Here is a 20,844-nt window from a genome sequence, read left to right as displayed (position 1 = left end):
GCTGAAACGTCAGGGATCATCCCGCGGCAGGTTTACGCTATAATCCCGCCCTTTAGCTGTTTCTCGCCCCTGGCGGGGAGCACATTAATTCCAGGCGCACGTCGCCTGCATGCAGACTTAAGAGGCTAGACCCCTGTGGCATTGACGATTCTTGGCCTGTCCGGCGCCCTTAGCCATGATCCTTCCGCAGCGCTGTACATCGACGGCAAGCTGGTGGCGGCTGCCGAAGAAGAGCGCTTCGTACGCGATAAACATGCAAAGAACCGCATGCCCTACGAATCGGCGAAGTTCTGTCTGGAACAGGCCGGCATCAAGCCTTCCGACGTTGACGTGGTAGCGATTCCGTTCGCGCCGATCAGCCTGTTCGGCAAGGCCCGCTGGCACTACGCCAAGCGTTACTGGTACGCCCCGGACCGCGCCCTCGACGCGATCCTGATGGGCAACCGTCGCTACAAGCGCTATCGCAACAAGATCGTCTGGTGCCTCGAGCAACTGGGCTTCGATCCGAAGAAGATCAAGATCGAGCCGGTCGAGCACCACCTGGCCCATGCTTCCAGCGCCTACCACTGCTCCGGCTTCAAGGAGAAAACCGCGATCCTCGGGATCGACGGCAAGGGCGAGTACGCCACGACCTTCTTCGGCTACGGCGAAAACGGCAAGATCCACAAGATCAAGGAATTCTACGATCCGGACTCCCTGGGCGGCCTGTATGGCGCGATCACCGAGTTCCTCGGCTTCGAGATGCTCGACGGCGAGTTCAAGGTCATGGGCATGGCGCCGTACGGCGATGCCAGCAAGTACGACTTCTCCCGCCTGGCCAGCTTTGAAAACGGCGAACTGGTGATCAACACCGATTACGCCAACGTCATCGGCCTGCGCCGCTATAAAGAGAAGGGCAAGGGTTTCTACTTCTCGCCGAAGCTGATCGAGTGGCTGGGGCCGAAGCGCGAAGGCGACATCGCCGACGAGCCGTACATCCACTACGCGGCCAGCATGCAGGCGCTGTTCGAGAAGCTGGCGCTGCAGATGATCGACCACTACCTGGGCGACATCCTCAAGGAAACCGGCAAGCTGGCCTTCGCCGGCGGCTGTGCGCTGAACGTCAAGCTGAACCAGAAGATCATCGCCCGTCCGGAAGTCAAAGAGCTGTTCGTGCAACCGGCGTCCGGCGATGCCGGTACCGCGGTCGGTGCCGCGGCCTATGTTTCCCACGCGCGCGGCGTGCCGGTGGAGAAGATGGAACACGTCTATCTCGGCCCGTCCTACAGCAACGAAGACGTGATCGCCGCCTGTGCCCGTCACCCGAACAAGCCGGCCTGGCGCCAGATCGACAACACCCCCGAGCGTATCGCCAAGATCATGGTCGACGGCAACCCGGTGGCCTGGTTCCAGGGTCGCATGGAGTTCGGTCCGCGTGCCCTGGGCGGTCGTTCGATCATCGGTTGCCCGAGCGCTACCGGCGTGGCCGACCGGATCAACGAGCAGATCAAGTTCCGCGAGCGCTGGAGGCCTTTCTGCCCGTCGATGCTCGACACCGTCGGTCCGCAGATGATCAAGGTCGATCACCCCGCACCGTTCATGACCTTTACCTTCGAAGTGGCGGAAGAGTGGAAGACCCGCGTGCCGGAAGTGGTCCACGAAGACGGCACTTCCCGGGCCCAGGTGCTCAAGCGCGAATACAACCCGCGCTACTACGACATGATGAAGGCCCTGGAAGTCCTGACCGGCAACGGCGTGTCGCTGAACACCTCGCTCAACCGCCGTGGCGAGCCGATGATCTGCTCGCCGACCGACGCCCTGAACATGTTCTTCGGCTCCGATCTGCAGTACCTGATCATGGAAGACATCCTGGTAGTCAAAGACGGCGTGGACCCTTATGACACGCTCGGCTGAGCGCCACGTCCTGCAGTTCTGCCACGGCTATGACGGGCCGTTCCTGGACTGTGCCCGGCAATATGCCAGCCTGTTCGCGGGCAGCGGTTATCGCGTGACCACGGTGTTCCTCACCGGGGTCGCCGATGCCGAGGTGGCCGATGGCTGTGCCAGCGACGAAGTGCTGTTCATGGAATACAGCTCCAAGGCCATCCGTGGCCTGAAGCTGGGGGCGATACGCGACCTGCGCAAGATCGCCGCGTCGCGCAACTTCAGCTTCTGCATCGCCCACCGTTTCAAGCCGATCTACATCGCATTGCTGGGCACCGCGTTGCCGGTGATCGGTGTGCATCATGCGTTTGGCGATTACCAGCGCGGCAGTCGCCGCCTGTTTGCCAACCTGTTCCGCAAGCGCCTGAGCCTGCTCGGTGTGTCCGATGCGGTGCGCGACGACATGCGCGGCTGCCTGCCGCAGTGGCCGGCGGCGCGGATCCAGACGCTGTACAACCGGATCGACGTCGAAGCCTTGCAAGCGACCCAGCTACCGAAGGCCGAAGCGCGCCGGGAGCTGGGGCTGTCGTCTTCCGCCTGGATCGTCGGCAATGTCGGGCGTCTGCATCCGGACAAGGATCAGGCCACCCTGCTGCGCGGGTTCGCCGCGGCCTTGCCGGGGCTGCCTCGGGAAAGCCAGCTGGCGATTCTCGGCAGCGGGCGCCTGGAGCAGAACCTCAAGGATCTTTCCCGCGAGCTGGGCATCGCCGACCGCGTGCTGTTCCTCGGCCAGGTCACAGAAGCCCGGCGTTTCTTCCGCGCTTTCGATGCCTTCGCCCTGAGCTCCGACCACGAGCCCTTCGGCATGGTGTTGCTGGAGGCCATGGCCGCCGGCGTGCCGCTGCTGGCGACGGCCTGTGGCGGGGCCAAGGAAGTGGTCGAAGGCGTCGGCATCCTGTTTCCGCTGGGCGATGCCGAGCATATGGCCCAGGGCCTGCAACACCTGGCCGGAATGGATGAGAACCAGCGCCTGCTGTGCGCCGAACTGATGTTCGAGCGCCTGCGCGAGCGATTCTCCGACCGTGCTGTTCGCGACGCCTTCTGGCGTCTGCCGCAAGTTACCGATCTGACCGCGAGGCCCTGATGCTCAATCGATTCCAAGGCTGGCGCGAGCGTGGCTGGTCGGTCGTCGACGCCTCGACTTATGCCGCTGCCTGGCAGCGTTTTGGCGGCAGTGTCGCCACCCATCCTTTGGTGGTGGAGCGCCTGGCGAACCTGGCGGGCATTCCGGTCCGCTACCTGGCCTGGGAACAAGCCGGCGAACTGCGGGCGGCGATCCCGACCTGGGGGCGCGACCTGGCGCTGTCCAAGGACGTGCTCAAGCGTCGCGGCAAGAAAGGCCTGTTCGACCTGGGCAACGCCGAGCTGATCCTGCCGGCCGCACCTGACACCCAGGCCCCGCTGCGTCATCGTGGCCGTTACCTGTCGGCCTTGAACCAGGGCCGTTTCAGCACCCTCAAGCCCCAGGCCGAACAACTGGCCATGGCTCGCACGCCTGAGGAGCTGTCGAAGAAGTTTCGCTACAACCAGCGCCGCGAGCTGCGCCTGCTGGAAGAGGCGGGCGGCGTGGTGCGTCCGGTCGGCGAGTTCTCCAGCCAGGAGCTGGCGGCCATCTACTGCGATCTGTTCCAGCGGCGCTGGGGGTTCCCGGCCACCGGTGCCGAGCGCATGGCCGAAGTCATCGAGTTGCTGCGCGAGCTGCTGATCGGCTCGGTGATTTTCCTCAACGATGCGCCGATCGCCATTCAACTGGTGTATCGGGTCGAAGCGCCGGAGTGGATCAGCGTCGAATACATCAACGGTGGCGTCGATCCTGAAACCCGCGAGTTCAGCCCTGGCAGCGTGTTGAGTTTCCTCAATACGCAAAGTGCCTGGGAACAGGCGCGGGCCATCGACAAGCCGCTGCGTTTTTCCTTCGGTCGCGCCGATCGCGAGTACAAGGATCGCTGGTGCAACCCCGTTCCGGTGTTCACGGTATGAATCAGCCACCGAGTCGCAAGCAACAGTTGCTCAAACGCCATCGCCGGCAGAAGCGCCTCGCTCTGCTGATTGGCCTGCTGGTACTGGTGGCCGTCGGTGTGCTGGTGGCCTGGTGGTTGCCGCTGCTGCTCGCGGTGCTGGCCTGGGTGGCCCATGAGGCCTGGTTCGCCGACCACCTGTTTTATTCGCCCCGGGACGATTATCAGTACAGCTTTCCGTTCGGCACCGAGCAGCCCAAGGTCCACCTGGACAAGGAGCGCCTGGTGCTGGACCAGGCGATCGACCTGGCGGGGGATGAAACCCTGATCCTCGCGGTAAAGGTCAGCAGCACCTGGCTGGGGCGCTTTTTCGACCCTTGCGTCTCTTTGGCGGGGCAGGATCGGCAGACATTCGAGCGCGGCGTGAACGGCTTGCGTTATCTCAACCTCAGCGGGCTGGCACGGCCTCTGGCCAGCGGCAAGCTGCAACTGCGCGGGCGTTTCTGCCGGGTGCACGGCGAGCCGCTGTTGTCGGTGTTCCGCGAGCCGGACTATCGCCACCAGCGGGTGATGGTCATCGCCCCCCATGCCGACGATGCCGAACTGGCCGCCTTCGGTCTGTACAGCCAGGCCGACGAAACCTGGATCGTCACGCTGACCGCGGGCGAGATCGAGGCCGAGCATTACCGGCAGATGGGCATGAACGGTGCCGATGCGGCGCGGATCAAGGGCCGGCTGCGGGCCTGGGACAGCATCGCGGTGCCGCGTTGGGCCGGGGTTGCCGAGGCGCGCTGTGTGCAGCTGGGGTACTTCTGCCTGCAACTGCCGGCCATGCAGGCAGCGCCGAATCGCCCTGTGGCGTCCCGCGAGGCCGAGCTGTCGGATATCCGCCTGTTCCGCCAGTTCAATCCGTTCCCGCTGCCGGCGGATGCCGATGGCGCGCCGACCTGGAACAACCTCTTGGCCGACCTGCGGGCGCTGTTGCTCAAGGCGCGCCCCGAGGTGATCGTGCTGCCGCATCCGACACTCGACCCGCACCCGGACCACCTCTGCGCCCAGCAGGCGGTATTGGAAGCGTTGCAGGGGCTGGAGTGGCAGCCGACCACCTTGCTCGGTTACGCCAATCACTTGCATGACAACGACCGTTGGCCGATGGGCGATTCGGGGGCGGGCATTGCCCTGCCACCGGTGTTCGACCCGACCCAGGAGCTCAGGCCCTGCTGCTTGCCGCTATCGGTCGAGCAGCAACGCGACAAGGCGATGGCCCTGGGCATGATGCATGACCTGCAGCCGCGGGCGCCGTTCAAGCGCCGCCTGCGCCGGGTCCTGCAGCGTGTGTTGGCCGGCCGCGCCGCTTCGCCTTATGGCGAGAACGAGTTTTTCCGCAAGGCGGTACGCCGGCATGAGCTGTTCTGGCGTTTGTAAATTGATATTGCATGACACCCTTTTGCCTGTCGGCCAGGGTAGTTTCGCTCTTTTGTCCGGTTGCTCACGGCTGCAAGGAAGATGATGAAGGTTCTATTTCTGGTGCAGAAAGAACAGCGGGCCATTCTGGACCGCCTGTACGAAGGCGTTGCCGCTCATTGCGAATGCGACCTGCGGTGGTTGAGCAGCGACGAGCAGCGCAACCTGCGTGGCTATTTCCGCCGTGAGGTGGAGGTATCGCGCTACGACCGTATCGTGTTCTTCCTGCGTTTCAAGCAGGAAATCCGCCAGGCGAGTTTCATCCGTAGCATTCCCAATCTGGTGATCCTCGAGCACGACGCCTACCAGAACTACATCCCTTGCAAGTACACCGGCAAGTTCAGCGCGCACTACCGCCGCCTGCCGTGGGCACGGGTGATCAGCTCGGGGTTCATGGTCAGCGAGCGCTTGCGCCAGGAAGGTTTCGACGCGGTATTCGTGCCCAAGGGCTACGACCAGACCCTGCTGCAGGATCAGGGCCGCGAGCGGGATATCGAACTGGCATTCGTCGGCAGCACCAACAGCGTGGCCTACAGCGGGCGCAAGGCGCTGCTCGACGAACTTGGCCAGGTCGAGCCCCTGGTGGTGACGCGGACCAAGTCGGGCGAAGAGTATTGCGACACCCTCAACCGTATCCGCTTTTTCGTCAGTGCCGACGTCGGCATGGGCGAATACATGATCAAGAATTTCGAGGCCATGGCCTGTGGCTGTGTGTTGCTGGCATTCGACCAGGGTGAGGCGGAAAACCGCGCGCTGGGCTTGCAGGACCTGCACAACGTGGTCTTTTATCAGAACATCCCGCAATTGCAGGAAAAACTCGCCATGCTGCGCGCCGATCCGGCCCTGGCGCAGAGTATCGCGCGAAACGGCCGCGATCTGGCGGTCTCTCAGTTCAGCTTCGCCCGTATCGGGCAGCGTATTGTCGAGGAACTCCAGCCCGCATTGCGGCCTCGTGCACCCTTGAGCCTTATCGAGCGCGTACGCTCGAAGCTGGGTGTTTGACAGCGATCACTGAGCCCTTAATAGTGATCGCACTTTGTCGTAGGTGAGAATCAAGTGCAGTTTAGTCAAGAGAGTGACATCACCCTGGTGGTCACCAGTTGCGGTCGTCTGGACCTGCTCAAGCTCACGCTGGAGAGTTTCGATCGCTTCAACAGCGCGCCGATCCGCGAAGTCTTCATCACTGAAGATGCTGGCGACGAGCGGGTGCGCACGGCGGTGCCCGCCCATTGGAAAGATCACTGTACCTTCTTCGTCAACCGGCCGAAGCTCGGGCAATTGGCGTCGATCGACCTGGCCTACGAGCAGGTCAAGACCCCCTATATCTTCCATTGCGAAGACGATTGGGAGTTCTATCGCCCGGGTTTTGTCGAGGATTCGAAAGCGATTCTCGAGCAGCGCCCGGACATCCTGCAGGTCTGGTTGCGCAGTTATGCCCACGACCTGCGAGTCCATAGTCCCTACATCCACTTGGGTGCCCGCGAGTTGATCGGTGGTGTGCCTTGTTATCCGCTGATCTCCGATAAACCCGAGTGGCAGAGCTTCTCCCTGAACCCGGGCTTGCGCCGGATGGCAGAGTATCGACTGTGCGCGCCTTTCGCCGGGCACGGAGGCGAGAAAGCGCTGTCCAAGCGCTATGCTGAGCTGAACCTGACGGCTGTCAGCCTGGAAGGCGACGCGGTGCTGCATACAGGCTTCGGTCTGCATGTGGAGACTGCCGCCGAGCGGCAGCGTAAGGCTCGGCGCAGTCGTCGCGAGCAAATCAAGCTTGTTTTAGTCCTGTTGGTTGGAGTCGGTATTGGCTGGTTTATCAATTAGTTCTACCGGTTTCACTTTCCCGAATACCGCGAAAGGGCTATGTGCCCAATGAGCATTCTCAACGTCATGTGGGCAGGCGGCAGTGCATTTGCCTCCGTTCACAAGGTTCACCAGCAGATCCTCTCTCAGGCCGAGCCAGGCACTGTGGTCAAGACCTGGCTGCTGCAAGGCTCGTCCACCGGATGCGTTGCCGAAGTGGGGGAATGCCGGGAGTGGAACCTGTCGTCGGTGCGCCTGAAGGGCAAGCATTTCTGGCGCTTGCTCAAACCCTGGCTGCGGGCCCGCTTTCGCAAGGCTCTGCAGGAGACTGATGCCCAGGTGCTGTTGCTCGATGGCCTGGGGGTGGCGCGTACCTTGTTGCCGGTCCTCAAGTCATTGCCGCACATGCGTGCGGTGGTGGTGATCCACGGCTCCACGCGCTTGCACCGCAAGGATCAGCAGCTGTTCCGGCAGTTCCCCGCCTCGCAGCTGACGCTCGCGGCCGTTTCGCAGACCCTGGCGTCTTCCCTCGAATACGATTTGCAGATGCCAGTGACGGCCTTGCGCAGCGCGTTCGACCCGCAGGAGTTCAATGCAAGGCTGCTGCCGCGTGCCGAGGCCCGGGCCACCCTCGGCCTGCCCGTGGACGATGTTCCGGTATTCGGCGCGGTCGGCCGTCTGGTGGACGATAAAGGTTTTGCTTGCCTGCTGGAGGCTTTCGCCAAGGCCTTGGCGAGCCGGCCGGAGATGCGTCTGGTGATTATCGGCGAGGGCTCGAATCGCACAGCGCTCGAGGCCCGCATCAACCAGCTGGGCCTGCAGGACAGGGTTTCGCTGCCTGGACATCTGAAGCATGCGGCGATGCTTTACAAGGCATTCGACTGGGTGGCCATCCCGTCGCTGGACGAGGGCCTGGGGTTGATCCTGCAGGAAGCAGTGATGTCCGGTGTGCCGGTATTGACCAGCGATTTGCCAGTGTTCCGTGAGCAGTTGGCTGAAACCGGGCGTTATGCGCCGGTGAATGATATCGACGCCTGGCAGGAGGCCATTTTTCAGGCCCTCGGCCTGCCCGTCCAGAGCATCGCGGCGGATCAGTACGCTGCTCTGGCCCCCGACCTGGCCTGGCAGCGCTTCAGCCAGGCCGCTACCTCCCTGCTGTCATGCCGAAAGTAGGGCCTGTTCCAGCGCTTGTATCGGAAAGCTCCCGTTCAGCTTCTCCCGGGCAATATAACGGGCGAAGTGTTGCAGGTTGCGTTTGACCAGATGGCGCGGCAATGGTCCGCGGAAAAAACGCATGTCGGCCACATCGATCAGGCCGAAGCGGTTATCCGGGGTGATGACGATGTTGCCCAGGTGCAGCGAGCGAAAGTAGATCCCCGAGTTGTGCAGGCTGCGAATCAGCTCGACCAGGGCCGGCAAGGTCTGTTGCCAGTCGAAGCCTTCCTTGCTGGCGACCTGGCGCAGGGTTTCGCCTGGCAGCGGTCGGTAGAGCACCGCGGTCATGCCGGGTTGTTCCAGGCGGTAGAAGTCCAGAACCTGCAGCGTGGGAACGCCGAGTTGTTCCAGGCGCGCGGCGTTGTCGATGAAGCGCCTCGAATAGGGCCGAAACAGGGCGGATGAAAAAAGACGCTTGCGCCGAAACAGTTTCAGAATATTCCCATCCTGCAACAGGTAGACTTTCGGGCCGTAACTGTCGGCCTCCAGAATTCTGGCGCCTTCAATCATCTGATTCAAAGTGGCTTGGGGAAGCCGGGAGCATTGCATCGTAGGAAGCCTTGTCGAAGTGGCGGGCACAGTGGCGGGCAATGATGCCGAAAAGTTGTTGTTTTAACCATGCCGGGTTGGCTGGTGAATCATTTAGGAGCGAGTAGATGCAGGCCACACGTTGGGCGCAAGTATGGATGACAATCGGGTTGCTATGGTTTTTGCTGGCCATCGCACTGGCGCCCACCAACAAGCTCTACCAACAGGGGCTGGTGGCCTTTTTGTGGTTGCCGGCGATGATTCTGGCCTGGCCCGCGCGTCAACGCCTGGTTGAATGGTGGCATGCCCAACGCTGGCTTGGCCTGGCGTTGCTGGGGTTGGCGATATGGGGGCTGGTCAGCCTGCTATGGACGCAGGCGGCGGACCCATCGCGTGAGGCCAAGCGCCTGCTGTACATCGTAGTGTTCCTGCTGTTCTTCCCGGTTTTCGCCAATGCCCGGACTGAGCGGGTGATTCGCGTCATGCAGTGGGGCGGACTGGGGCTGGCGGTGACGGCGCTGATGGCCATCATCCAGTTCTACTGGATCAATGGAAATGTCTGGTGGGCACGCCTTGTGGGATTGGGTGAGCTGGCTCATCCGATCCTGGGGGGGTATGTCATCGGCCTGGCTGCTATCTGGCTGCTGCACTGGGTGCCGCGTACTCGCGCCCTTCAAGCGGTGTGGCTGGTGGCGTTGGCGCTGCTCGGTGGATTTGTCGTGCTCTGCCAGAGCCGCGGTGCTGCCCTGGCCCTGTTCCTGACCGTGCTGGCGATGCCGATCTGGTGCCGTGACCGGTCCAGCCGAATTTTCGCGGCGGCGGCATTGCTGTTGGCAATGTCGGCGTTCTGGTTTCTCGAGCCTTTGGTCCTGGCGCGTGGCGTTTCCTTTCGTCCGCAGATCCTGATGGCCAGCCTGCAGATGATCGCCGAACATCCATGGACAGGCCTCGGCCTGGGTTCAGGCTATAGCGTGCATGCCGAAGGGCAGGCCTTCGATCATGCCCATAACCTGTTCAGCCACATTGCCATCGAACTGGGGATCCCCGGGCTCTTGCTCTGGGTCGTGGCCTGGTTTGCAGCGCTGCGCGAAGCCTGGCGCGCCCGTGAAACGCTCTATGGCCGGGGCGTCATCGGCATCTGGCTGTTCTCCTTCCTGGCCATGCAGTTCGATGCCGCCAGCCTGACCGGAACCCCTCGCGCCGAATGGTTCATCAGTTGGCTGCCGATCGGTCTGGCTACTGTTTTGGTCTGGGCGCGGGGCAGTCACACAGGCTGTGATAAAATCCCGCGTTCCTCCTAAACAGTGAGCTCGACGATGAGTGACGCACCGCGTAAAGCGGAACAGGACTCCAGCCTGAAAATCTATTTTCGGCTGTTGGGGTATGTAAAACCCTACATTGGCATTTTCCTGCTGAGTATCGTGGGCTTCGTGATATTTGCCTCCACCCAGCCGATGCTGGCGGGCATTCTCAAATATTTCGTCGACGGCTTGAGCAATCCCGAAGCGGTGCTCTTCCCCAGCGTTCCCTATCTGCGCGACTTGCAGCTATTGATGGCGGTGCCGCTGCTGATCATCTTGATCGCGGCCTGGCAGGGGCTCGGTTCCTTCCTCGGCAACTACTACCTGGCGAAGGTTTCCCTGGGGCTGGTGCATGACCTGCGGGTCGAACTGTTCAACAAGCTGCTGGTGCTGCCGAACCGCTACTTCGACACCCACAACTCCGGGCATCTGATTTCCCGCATCACCTTCAACGTCACCATGGTCACCGGTGCCGCCACCGACGCCATCAAGGTAGTGATTCGTGAAGGCCTGACGGTGGTGTTCCTGTTCGTCTACCTGTTGTGGATGAACTGGAAGCTGACCCTGGTGATGCTGGCGATCCTGCCGTTGATTGCGGTCATGGTCGGCAGCACCAGCAAGAAATTCCGCAAGCAGAGCAAGAAGATCCAGGTGGCGATGGGCGATGTGACCCACGTGGCCTCCGAGACCATTCAAGGCTATCGCGTGGTTCGCAGCTTCGGTGGCGAAAGCTACGAGCAGCAGCGTTTCGTCGACGCCAGCCAGAGCAACACCGACAAGCAGCTGCGCATGACCAAGACCGGTGCGGTCTACACGCCGATGCTGCAGTTGGTGATCTACTCCGCCATGGCGGTGCTGATGTTCCTGGTGCTGTTCCTGCGTGGCGATGCCACCGCGGGCGACCTGGTGGCCTACATCACCGCGGCGGGCCTGCTGCCCAAGCCGATTCGCCAGCTCTCGGAAGTCAGTTCGACCATCCAGAAAGGCGTGGCGGGCGCGGAAAGCATCTTCGAACAGCTGGACGTCGAGCCTGAGGTCGATCGGGGCCAGGTCGAGCGTGAGCGCATCGAGGGTCGCCTGGACGTGCGCAACCTGAGCTTCACCTATCCGGGCACCGACCGTGAAGTGCTGAAGGACATCAGTTTCTCCGCGGCTCCCGGGCAGATGATCGCGCTGGTCGGCCGCTCCGGCAGCGGCAAGTCGACCCTGGCCAGCCTGATTCCGCGCTTCTATCACCACGAAACGGGGCAGATTCTCCTCGATGACGTGGAGATCGAGGATTACCGTCTGCGCAACCTGCGCCGGCATGTGGCCCAGGTGACCCAGCATGTGACCCTGTTCAACGACAGCGTGGCCGCCAACATTGCTTATGGCGATCTGGCCGGGGCGCCGCGGGAAGATATCGAGAAGGCGGCGGCGGATGCCTATGCCATGGATTTCATTTCGCAGCTGCCCGAAGGCCTGGACACCCAGGTCGGCGAGAACGGCGTGCTGCTCTCCGGCGGTCAGCGCCAGCGTCTGGCAATTGCCCGGGCCCTGTTGAAAAATGCGCCGTTGCTGATTCTCGACGAAGCCACCTCGGCCCTGGATACCGAGTCCGAGCGGCATATCCAGGCGGCCCTGGACAAGGTGATGAAGGGGCGCACCACCCTGGTGATCGCACACCGCCTGTCGACCATCGAGAAGGCCGACCTGATTCTGGTCATGGACCAGGGGCGGATCGTCGAGCGCGGCACCCATGTCGACCTGCTGGCGCAGAACGGCTACTACTCGCGCCTGCATGCCATGGGCCTGGACGAGCCTGCGTCCGAAGGCATTGCCTGACCGAGCTTCAGGGTGGACACTGCCCATCCTGGAACGACCCCGGCGTGCAATGCGCCGGCCGGTCTTTGTATCCCGCCCCTTACAGTCTTGACCAAGCCTAAATAATTCCGCGTCTCGTGCTTGTTATGGTTCCAGCCTCAATCGTCGACTGAATCGAGGGGGCCAACCCCGTCGCGCGGGTACTGGAATGCTGCAACGTTATCTGTGGAAGTTATTGCCCAAGTCGCAACGGGCCTTCTTGCTTGGGCGCCTGTCTGTGGTGGACCGGCAGGTGGTGAACAAGGTCATGTCCGCCAACGTCCGTTTTCCGGAGCCGTTCCGTCAGCACGGTTGTGTGTTCATCCATGTGCCCAAGTGCGCGGGCAGCAGCCTGTGTTCAGCATTGTTCGACGGCTGGACGCCAGGCCACCTGCCTCTGTACTGGTACGAGCAACAGTTTCCCCAGCAGTTCGCCGGCAGCTTCAAGTTCGCCGTGGTCCGCGATCCCCTGGAACGAGCCTATTCGGCCTATGCCTTCCTGCGCGGCAACGAACTCAGTCGTCGCGACCAGGCGGCCCAGCGGCTGGTCAGTCACTATCGCGATTTCGACGATTTTGTCGGACGCTGGCTGCACCCGGAAAATATCCACAAGCAACTGCACTTCGCCCCGCAGACCGACTTCCTGGTGGATTCCATGGGGCGCCTGAACATGGACTTCATCGGCTATCAGGAGCACCTGCAGCGGGACTATCAGTTGCTCAGCGAGCACCTGGGCGTGAGCAGGTCCCTGCCGCACCTCAACGAATCGCGGCAGCGGCACCAGGCGCCTGCCCGGGAGTTCTGCTCGGTACGCACCCGGCGGCTGGTGCGTCGAGCCTACCAGCGCGACTACGAGATGCTCGGCTATGAATGAACCCCTGCCGGCGCATTGCCCGCGACCGGATATCCGCCCCTGCAGCCTGTCCCTGACCGCTGCCGAGCGGGCGGCGCTCAAGCAGCAGCGTCCGTGTTGCATCTGGCTGACCGGTTTGTCCGGCGCCGGCAAGTCGACCCTGGCCAACCTGCTGGAACTGCGCCTGAACGGGCAGGGCCTGCACACCTTTGTCCTTGATGGCGATAACGTGCGTGGCGGCCTGTGTCGTGACCTGGGCATGGGCGCTGAGGCACGCAAGGAAAACATCCGGCGCCTGGCCGAGGTGGCGAGGTTGATGGTGGAGGCGGGGCTGATCGTGATCGTCTCGGCAATTTCACCGTTTCGCGCGGAGCGCGCCGCTGCCCGGGCCTTGTTCGCGGCAGACGAATTTCTCGAGGTGTACGTGAGTACATCCTTCGCTGTTTGTGCCCAACGCGACCCCAAAGGCCTGTATCAGGCGGCGAGTGAAGGGCGTATCCAGAACTTCACTGGGCTCGACAGCCCCTACGAAGCGCCGCTTTATCCCGACTGCGAGATCGATACCGAAACGGTCGGGCTGGCCTGTGCGACAGACCGGCTCATGGCGCTTTTGCTCAATAAATGAACAGTTTGCGGCGATCGCGAATACTCGTGCAGCGGTAGAACTAGGCAGCGTTCACCCTGTGTTAATATCGCGCCCCTGTTCATTTTGTATGTGGGTTGCTCCATGAAGTTGTCCATGCCGCGATTCGATCAAGCCCCTGTCTTGGTGGTCGGCGATGTCATGCTCGACCGTTACTGGCATGGTGGTACCTCACGGATTTCCCCTGAGGCGCCGGTACCGGTGGTCAAGGTCGAGCAAATCGAGGACCGCCCGGGCGGTGCCGCGAACGTTGCCTTGAACATTGCCGCGCTCGGCGCACCGGCCTCGCTGGTCGGCGTCACCGGTGACGACGAGGCTGCCGACAGTCTCTCCAACAGTCTTGAAGGGGCGGGCGTCCGCGCCTTGTTCCAGCGCATTGCCCATCAGCCGACCATCGTCAAGCTGCGGGTCATGAGTCGGCACCAGCAATTGCTGCGTATCGATTTCGAAGAACCTTTCGCCACCGACGCCCTGGCGTTGGGCGCTGAAGTCGACCAGTTGCTGGACGGCATCAAGGTGCTGGTGTTGTCCGACTATGGCAAGGGTGCCCTGAAGAACCATCAGGCGCTGATCCAGGCCGCGCGTGCCCGTGGCATCCCGGTATTGGCGGACCCGAAAGGCAAGGACTTTTCGATTTACCGCGGCGCCAGCCTGATCACCCCGAACCTCAGCGAGTTCGAAACCATAGTCGGCGGCTGCGTCGACGAGCACGACCTGGTCAGCAAAGGCGCGAAGCTGATGCACGACCTGGAGCTGGGTGCCTTGCTGGTGACCCGAGGCGAGCACGGCATGACCCTGCTGCGTCCCGATCACCCGGCGCTGCACCTGCCAGCCCGGGCCCGTGAAGTGTTCGATGTGACCGGTGCCGGCGATACGGTGATTTCCACCCTGGCGGCGGCAATCGCGGCGGGCGAAGAGCTGCCGCACGCGGTGGCCCTGGCCAACCTGGCTGCCGGCATCGTGGTCGGCAAGCTGGGTACCGCGGCCATCAGCGCACCGGAACTGCGTCGCGCGATCCAGCGTGAAGAAGGTTCCGAGCGTGGTGTGCTGAGCCTCGACCAGCTGCTGCTGGCGATCGACGATGCGCGTGCGCACAAAGAGAAGATCGTCTTCACCAACGGCTGCTTCGACATCCTCCATGCCGGGCATGTGACCTACCTCGAACAGGCGCGGGCCCAAGGCGATCGCCTGATCGTGGCGATCAACGACGATGCCTCGGTCAGCCGCCTGAAAGGCCCTGGTCGTCCGATCAACAGCGTCGACCGGCGCATGGCGGTACTGGCCGGCCTGGGCGCGGTGGATTGGGTCATCAGCTTTCCCGAGGGCACGCCGGAAAACCTGCTGGCCCAGGTCAAGCCGGATGTGCTGGTCAAAGGCGGGGATTACTCGGTCGACCAGGTGGTCGGCGCCGATATCGTCAAGGCTTATGGCGGCACGGTGAAGGTGCTGGGGCTGGTGGAGAACAGTTCCACCACGGCCATAGTCGAGAAGATCCGCAAGACCGAATAAGGCTTGCTACCAAGCCGCCGACTCCTGCGAAAGTTGGAGTGGGCGGATTGGCAATCAACGTTGCCGGCTGGCCTTGGCCGGGACGATCTTGCGCAATATCTGCCGTGCCTTGCCGGTAAGGCGCTGGAGCTTGGAGTCCTTCTCCGGCGCGCTCAATCCCTGCTGCTTCAGCCAGTCTTTCCAGCGAATCCGCTCGTCACGCACCAGCCAGCCCTGCTGCTGGGCGAAGCTTTCGGCCAGGTACAGGCCGCGGGTACTCGCCGGGTGCAACTGATCCTTCTTCAACGTATAGAGCTCGGCGCATGGCTGCCCGTCCTTGAGCGGCATCAGGTACAGGTCCGGGCGCTTGCGGTCCAGGCGCGCCACCAGTTGATCGCCTTCCAGGCGTTCGTCGACATGGAACAGGCTCAGGGACTTGGCTTCTTTCGGCACGTCCAGGCGCAGGTCATAAATCAGCTGCAGCGACGCGGTGGGCAGGTGCACATAAGCTCGCGGCCGTTCCAGCAGATGCAGGTTGGCGCAACGTACCGGGCGTGCCGCGCCCGACAGCGGCGTCAGGCGAAAGGGCAGGGCTTCGCGATAATGCAGGGCCGCCGAGTAGGGCGCTGGTAGCCAGGTATCGTTGAAGCGTCCGCTGAGCCAGCCTTCCGGGGTTTCCAGCAGGCATTCCTCGGCGATTTCCTGGATGGCGGTATGCAGCGGCAGGTTCAGTTCATGGGCCGGGACGTAGCCGGAAATCAGCTTGAGCACCACATCGCCGCGGTCCTGTCGGCGCTGGCGGACCAGCACCCAATAGTCGCGATTCTGCCAATGCAGGGTCAGGCGGACCGAGACGCCGAGGTTGGCCAGCTCCAGGGCGAAGCGTTCGGCGTCGGCCACCGTGACCGGACGCCGCCGCTGCAGGGTCTGCGCAAAGTTCAGCGGCATGCCGACGCTCTGGTAGCTGAGGCCTTCGGGCGTCGCTTCGACGAACAGCGGCAGGGTCTTGAAGTTGCTGGGATTCTTTCTTATGAGCGTACGCGGCATGTCGGCTCCTTCTTGCGTCGGGGTCGGCCGCGTGGGCGGCATCAGTTTTTGCGCAACACCTGCGCGACAGTGGCGACATTATGGGCCAGGTGCAACGGATTGATGGTCCCGACAATAGCACTGGCGACGCCCGGTTGATCGAACAGCAGTTCGAAGCTGGCGCGAACCGGGTCGATCCCCGGGCTCAGGCACACATGGCCACTGGCCAGGGCTTTTTTCACCAGAATGCCCTTGCCGTGGGCTGCGGCGTAATCGATGACGGCTCTCTCGTTCTGTTCGTTCAGATTGTAGGTGACCATGGCGCAGTCGCCTTGTTCCAGGGCCTTCAGACCCCCTTCGACGGTTTTCCCGGAGAAGCCGAAGCCACGGATCTTGCCTTCCTGCTTGAGCTCGGCCAGCGTCTGGTACACCTCGCACTGCTCGAGGATGTGCAGATCATTGCCGTCGGAATGCACCAGCACCAGGTCGATGAAGTCGGTTTCCAGGCGCTGCAGGCTGCGCTCCACCGACAGGCGGGTATGCGCGGCGCTGAAGTCGTGGCGCGACAGGCCGTTTTCGAACTCTTCGCCGACCTTGCTGACAATCACCCAGTCCTGGCGTTGCCCGCGCAACAGCGGGCCCAGGCGCTCCTCGCTGCGACCATAGGCCGGCGCGGTATCGATCAGGTTGATGCCCAGGTCGCGGGTCAGCTTGAGCAGCATGCGGGCTTCGCTGTCATCCGGAATCTGGAAGCCGCTGGGGTATTTCACCCCTTGGTCGCGCCCGAGTTTCACGGTGCCCAGGCCTAGTGGGGAGACCAGCAGCCCGGTGTTGCCGAAGGGGCGATGCAGGTCGTGCAGGGTCGCTTGGCTCATGGCAGCAGTTGCTCCCAGGCCGGTTGGGCGATGGCGGGTTTCGGCAGCTCCGGCAACGGGGTTGCGGGGCCTGGCTTGATGCCGTCGCGCTCGAGGGCGGCGAACACCCGGTCGGCGAAATCCGGGGCCAGGGCCAGCTTGGTCGGCCAGCCGACCAGCAGGCGGTCCTGCTCGGCGAGGAAGGCGTTGTCCGGGCGAGTCAGGCCCGATTGTGCGGGTTCGGCCCGATCCACTCGCAGGGTGGCCCATTGCGCCTGGCTGAGGTCGACCCATGGCAACAGGTTGCTGAGTTCTTTCTGGGCAGCGGCAATCTGCGCCGCCGGTTCGCGTGCCACGCCTTCGGCTTCGGCGATATCGCCGCCGAGGTACCAGACCCATTGGCCGTCGGCCGCCGGGTGGGTGGTCACGGTGATGCGCGGTTTTGGCCCGCCGCCCAGGCAGTGGGCGTACAGCGGTTTCAGGCTCGGGCCTTTGACGATCACCATGTGCAGCGGCCGGCGTTGCATGGCTGGCTGGCTCAGGCCGAGGCTGCTCAGCAGTTCGGCATTGCCGGCACCGGCGCTGAGGACGATGCGTTGCGCGCGGATTTCCCGGTCATCGACCCGCAGGCCCAGCAATTGCCCGTTCTCCAACACCGGTTCGATCTTCTGCCCGGCCAGCAGGCTATCGCCGCCCAGTTCGGCCAGGCGCCCGATCAGGCTCGGCACGTCCACCACCAGCTCGGCCAGGCGATAGACCTTGCCCTTGAAACGACGGTCCTGCAGGGCCGGCGGCAACTGGTCGCCCTTGACCTGATCGACGCGGCCACGCACCGCCTTGCTGGCGAAAAAGCTGGTGAGGTTGCCGGCCAGGGTGCCGGGGGACCACAGATAGTGGGCTTCGGACAGCAGGCGCACGCCGGACAGGTCCAGCTCGCCGTTGCCGGCCAGGGCCTCGCGCCAGCGGCGCGGCATGTCGGCGATGGCTTCCGAGGCGCCGGTCAGGGCGCCGTGCAGGGCATATTTGGCGCCGCCGTGAATGATTCCCTGAGACTTGACGCTTTGTCCGCCGCCGAGGCTGGCGCTCTCCACCAGCACAGTGGAAAAGCCCTGGCGACGCAGGCGGGCGTTCAGCCAGAGGCCGGCGACTCCGGCGCCGACAATCAGCACGTCGGTGGAAATAACGGATGGCATGCAGCGACCTCGGAGAACAAATCGAAGGCGCAAGTTTCAAGCCTCAAGCTTCAAGCTGCAAGCGTGACGCTCTCTTGCCGCTTGAAGCTTGCCGCTTGCCGCTGCTTTTTTAATGCCCGGCAGTCTTCGAAAACAGCTGGATCACCACCACGCCCAGGACGATCAGGGCCATGCCGAGCATCGCCGGGATATCCAGTTTCTGCCCGTAGAGAAACAGCGCGGCCACGCTGACCATGACAATGCCCATGCCGGCCCAGACTGCGTAAGCCACGCCCACCGGCACGGTGCGCACCACCAGGGTCAGCATCCAGAAGGCCACGCCGTAACCGACGATGATCAGCAGCAGCGGCAGGGGAGTGCTCAGGCCTTTGACCGCTTTCATCGAAACAGTGGCGATCACTTCGGCGCAGATGGCGATGGCCAGGTAGGTGTAAGCGTTCATGGGAGAGTCCTCGTGTTTGGGCTTGCTTGATGAGGTCGGCATTCTAGAGATTGTGCAGATGGGGTAAAGTCATTACCTATCTGTTTTGAAGATGGGTTGGCTCATGAATGTGCAGTGGAATCTGGAGCAGATGCGGCTGTTCGTCAGCGTCGCCGAGCAGCGTTCGTTTTCCGCGGTGGCCCGTGACCAACACAAGGCGCAATCGGCGGTCAGCAGCGCGATTGCGCTGCTCGAGGCCGATCTCGGCGTGCTCTTGTTCGAGCGCAGCAGCGGTCGCCAGCCCAGACTCACCGAGGCGGGGCGTGCCTTGCTCGCGGAGGCGCGGGAAGTGCTGCGCCAGTGCGAGCGCTTGAACGGGCGGGCGCTGGCGTTGATGCGGGGTGAGGAGGCGCGCTTGCGGCTGGCGCTGGACGAGGCGATGCCTTTCCAGCCGGTGCTCGATAGCCTTGAGGCGTTGTCCGAGCGCTTCCCCAGTCTTGAGGTCCAGCTGGCCAGCAGCGCCCAGGGTGACGTGGCGCGCAAACTGCTGGAGCGTCGGGCCGACCTCGGTTTGCTGTTCCACCATGAACAGATGTCCGAGGCCCTCGAACGGCGGGCCCTGGGCAGCGTCGAGATGGTCACGGTGTGCGCGGTCGGGCATCCGCTGGCCGGCGAGAAACAGGTAGATCGTCAGCAACTGGGGCGTCATCGGCAGTTGCTGATTTCCCCGCAGTTGAGCACTTACCCCAGTGGCGAGCAGCTCAGCCCGCAAGTCTGGCGCGCCGACAGCTTCTATGCGATGGCCGAGTTGCTGATGCGCGGCCTGGGCTGGGCCTGGCTGCCAAGGCATGTGGTGCAGTACCCGGCCTACCAGAACCAGATGGTCGAGTTGGCCAGCGAGTGGACCCCGCCGGCGCTGGTGGTGGAGCTGGTCTGGCGCCGCGATGAACCCTTGGGGCCGGCGGCGCATTGGCTGGCGGAGCGTTTTGCCGTGCACTTGCGGGCGATTGGCTGAAAAAGCCGATAAACTCCGCCGCCATGAATAGAACTCTCTACACCGCGCTGTTTTACCTGGGGCTGCCATTGGTGGCGATTCGTCTGTGGCTGCGGGCGCGCAAGGCGCCGGCTTATGCCAGGCGGGTTGGCGAACGTTTTTCCTGGGGGCTGCCGGCGATGCAGCCGGGCGGGATCTGGGTGCACGCGGTGTCGGTGGGCGAAAGCATTGCTGCAGCGCCGATGATCCGTGCCTTGCTGGCGCGTTATCCACAGCTGCCGATCACGGTCACCTGCATGACCCCCACCGGTTCGGAGCGTATCCAGGCGCTGTTCGCCAACGAGCCACGCATCCAGCACTGCTACCTGCCTTACGACCTGCCTTGCGCCGCCGCGCGTTTTCTCGATCGGGTCCGGCCGAAGCTGGCGGTGATCATGGAGACCGAGCTGTGGCCCAACCACATTCACCAGTGCGCCAAGCGCGGGATTCCCGTGGCGCTGGCCAACGGGCGGTTGTCGGAGCGCTCGGCCCGAGGTTATGGCCGGTTCAACAAACTGACCGCGCCCATGCTCGCGGAAATGAGCCTGTTCGCGGTGCAGACCGAAGCCGAGGCCGAGCGTTTTCGCCAACTGGGCGCGCGACCGGAAACGGTCGAGGTGACGGGCTCGATCAAGTTCGACCTGAGCATCGACCCGCAACTGCTGGAGCGCGCCGGCGAGTTGCGCGAGCAATGGCAAGCCAGCGAACGCCCGGTGTGGATCGCCGCCAGTACCCATGAAGGCGAAGACGCCGTGGTGCTGGATGCCCATCGCCAACTGCTGGCCAGCCACCCGGATGCCTTGCTGATCCTGGTGCCGCGTCATCCGGAGCGGTTCAATTCGGTGTTCGAGCTATGCCGGCAGCAGGGCTTCGCGACTATTCGCCGCTCCAGCGCCGAGCCGGTCAGCGCCAGCACCTCGGTACTGCTGGGCGACACCATGGGTGAGCTGCTGTTTCTCTATGCCCTGGCGGACAGCGCTTTTGTCGGCGGCAGCCTGGTGCCCAATGGCGGCCACAACCTGCTGGAGCCGGCGGCCCTGGCCAAGCCGGTGCTGAGCGGGCCGCACCTGTTCAACTTCCTGGAGATCGCGACAATGCTGCGCGAGGCGGGCGCCCTGCAGGAAGTGGACGATGCCCATGGCCTGGCGGTGGCGGTGCAGCGCCTGTTCGAGTTGCCCCGGGATGCGCAGAAGATGGCCGATGCCGGGCTGCGGGTGATGCGCAGCAATCAGGGCGCCCTGCAGCGCTTGCTCGACGGCCTGGGCCGTTTGCTGTAGCCGCTGCCGCAGGCTGCGATCCTGTCCG

At 63.3% G+C, this 20,844-nt stretch carries 19 protein-coding genes; 14 read left to right on the top strand and 5 right to left on the bottom strand.

The features are described 5' to 3' along the window. The first annotated feature begins 135 nt into the window (after positions 1–135). The 7 genes from NRG23_RS16680 to NRG23_RS16650 all read left to right on the top strand — a co-directional run bounded on the left by NRG23_RS16680 (position 136) and on the right by NRG23_RS16650 (position 8,315). On the top strand, positions 136–1,893 hold the full coding sequence (locus tag NRG23_RS16680) for a carbamoyltransferase (RefSeq protein WP_009041869.1): 1,758 nt from the start codon (positions 136–138) through the stop codon (positions 1,891–1,893). Then, positions 1,877–3,007: a glycosyltransferase gene (locus NRG23_RS16675; RefSeq protein WP_009046652.1), complete on the top strand. Its 1,131-nt coding sequence runs from the start codon at positions 1,877–1,879 to the stop codon at positions 3,005–3,007. Before NRG23_RS16680 ends, NRG23_RS16675 begins: the two co-directional genes overlap by 17 nt. Beyond that, positions 3,007–3,903, top strand: a complete 897-nt coding sequence (locus tag NRG23_RS16670) for an antimicrobial resistance protein Mig-14 (RefSeq protein WP_257371435.1) — start codon at positions 3,007–3,009, stop codon at positions 3,901–3,903. The genes NRG23_RS16675 and NRG23_RS16670 overlap by 1 nt, the downstream gene beginning before the upstream one ends. After that, positions 3,900–5,306, top strand: a complete 1,407-nt coding sequence (locus tag NRG23_RS16665; RefSeq protein ID WP_257371434.1) for a PIG-L deacetylase family protein — start codon at positions 3,900–3,902, stop codon at positions 5,304–5,306. Before NRG23_RS16670 ends, NRG23_RS16665 begins: the two co-directional genes overlap by 4 nt. An 84-nt stretch (positions 5,307–5,390) precedes the next feature. Beyond that, positions 5,391–6,347 (top strand): glycosyltransferase, encoded by a 957-nt coding sequence (locus NRG23_RS16660; protein ID WP_038630439.1) that lies wholly within the window; start codon positions 5,391–5,393, stop codon positions 6,345–6,347. Positions 6,348–6,401: 54 nt separating this feature from the next. Then, the gene (locus NRG23_RS16655) at positions 6,402–7,163 is read left to right on the top strand and encodes a hypothetical protein (RefSeq protein ID WP_009046656.1); all 762 of its coding nucleotides are present in this window, start codon (positions 6,402–6,404) and stop codon (positions 7,161–7,163) included. 48 nt (positions 7,164–7,211) lie between these two features. Then, positions 7,212–8,315 carry a glycosyltransferase gene (locus tag NRG23_RS16650; RefSeq protein WP_029527142.1) on the top strand — a complete coding sequence of 368 codons (1,104 nt, stop codon included), beginning with the start codon at positions 7,212–7,214 and terminating at the stop codon, positions 8,313–8,315. Here NRG23_RS16650 and NRG23_RS16645 read toward each other — a convergent pair. After that, on the bottom strand, positions 8,301–8,906 hold the full coding sequence (locus tag NRG23_RS16645; RefSeq protein WP_009046658.1) for a hypothetical protein: 606 nt from the start codon (positions 8,904–8,906) through the stop codon (positions 8,301–8,303). The two genes, NRG23_RS16650 and NRG23_RS16645, sit on opposite strands and share 15 nt — an antisense overlap. Positions 8,907–9,013: 107 nt before the next feature. Between NRG23_RS16645 and NRG23_RS16640 the strand changes: the two genes are divergently transcribed. The 5 genes from NRG23_RS16640 (at position 9,014) to hldE (ending at position 15,033) form a co-directional block, all read left to right on the top strand. Beyond that, positions 9,014–10,186 (top strand): O-antigen ligase family protein, encoded by a 1,173-nt coding sequence (locus tag NRG23_RS16640; RefSeq protein ID WP_029527144.1) that lies wholly within the window; start codon positions 9,014–9,016, stop codon positions 10,184–10,186. A gap of 15 nt (positions 10,187–10,201) precedes the next feature. After that, positions 10,202–12,010: a lipid A export permease/ATP-binding protein MsbA gene (gene msbA, locus NRG23_RS16635; RefSeq protein WP_028683749.1), complete on the top strand. Its 1,809-nt coding sequence runs from the start codon at positions 10,202–10,204 to the stop codon at positions 12,008–12,010. A gap of 187 nt (positions 12,011–12,197) precedes the next feature. Next, positions 12,198–12,902, top strand: coding sequence for a sulfotransferase family protein (locus NRG23_RS16630; protein ID WP_257371433.1), 705 nt, complete (start codon positions 12,198–12,200; stop codon positions 12,900–12,902). Continuing rightward, positions 12,895–13,506, top strand: a complete 612-nt coding sequence (cysC, locus tag NRG23_RS16625; RefSeq protein ID WP_124344809.1) for an adenylyl-sulfate kinase — start codon at positions 12,895–12,897, stop codon at positions 13,504–13,506. The genes NRG23_RS16630 and cysC overlap by 8 nt, the downstream gene beginning before the upstream one ends. Positions 13,507–13,608: 102 nt before the next feature. Further along, on the top strand, positions 13,609–15,033 hold the full coding sequence (gene hldE / locus NRG23_RS16620) for a bifunctional D-glycero-beta-D-manno-heptose-7-phosphate kinase/D-glycero-beta-D-manno-heptose 1-phosphate adenylyltransferase HldE (RefSeq protein ID WP_009046663.1): 1,425 nt from the start codon (positions 13,609–13,611) through the stop codon (positions 15,031–15,033). Between the two features lie 54 nt (positions 15,034–15,087). Here the strand turns inward: hldE and NRG23_RS16615 are convergent, their stop codons facing one another. The 4 genes from NRG23_RS16615 to NRG23_RS16600 form a co-directional block, all read right to left on the bottom strand. Further along, on the bottom strand, positions 15,088–16,059 hold the full coding sequence (locus tag NRG23_RS16615) for a hypothetical protein (protein ID WP_009046664.1): 972 nt from the start codon (positions 16,057–16,059) through the stop codon (positions 15,088–15,090). A 41-nt stretch (positions 16,060–16,100) separates the two neighbouring features. After that, positions 16,101–16,913, bottom strand: a complete 813-nt coding sequence (locus NRG23_RS16610) for an aldo/keto reductase (RefSeq protein WP_038630445.1) — start codon at positions 16,911–16,913, stop codon at positions 16,101–16,103. Further along, positions 16,910–18,085 (bottom strand): FAD-binding oxidoreductase, encoded by a 1,176-nt coding sequence (locus NRG23_RS16605; RefSeq protein WP_038630446.1) that lies wholly within the window; start codon positions 18,083–18,085, stop codon positions 16,910–16,912. Before NRG23_RS16605 ends, NRG23_RS16610 begins: the two co-directional genes overlap by 4 nt. Positions 18,086–18,194: 109 nt before the next feature. After that, complete coding sequence (locus NRG23_RS16600) at positions 18,195–18,527, bottom strand: multidrug efflux SMR transporter (RefSeq protein WP_007921448.1); 333 nt, start codon at positions 18,525–18,527, stop codon at positions 18,195–18,197. Positions 18,528–18,636: 109 nt separating this feature from the next. Between NRG23_RS16600 and NRG23_RS16595 the strand changes: the two genes are divergently transcribed. Next, a complete protein-coding gene (locus NRG23_RS16595; RefSeq protein ID WP_162473257.1) occupies positions 18,637–19,521 on the top strand; it encodes a LysR family transcriptional regulator in 885 nt (294 codons plus the stop codon). Between the two features lie 23 nt (positions 19,522–19,544). Continuing rightward, positions 19,545–20,816, top strand: a complete 1,272-nt coding sequence (waaA, locus tag NRG23_RS16590; RefSeq protein WP_257371432.1) for a lipid IV(A) 3-deoxy-D-manno-octulosonic acid transferase — start codon at positions 19,545–19,547, stop codon at positions 20,814–20,816. Positions 20,817–20,844: the final 28 nt, after the last annotated feature.

Source organism: Pseudomonas sp. T8 (assembly GCF_024610635.1).
GTDB lineage: Bacteria > Pseudomonadota > Gammaproteobacteria > Pseudomonadales > Pseudomonadaceae > Aquipseudomonas > Aquipseudomonas chlororaphis_I.
Note: the sequence above shows the minus strand (reverse complement) of the source record. Positions and strands in the feature narration are given on the sequence as shown.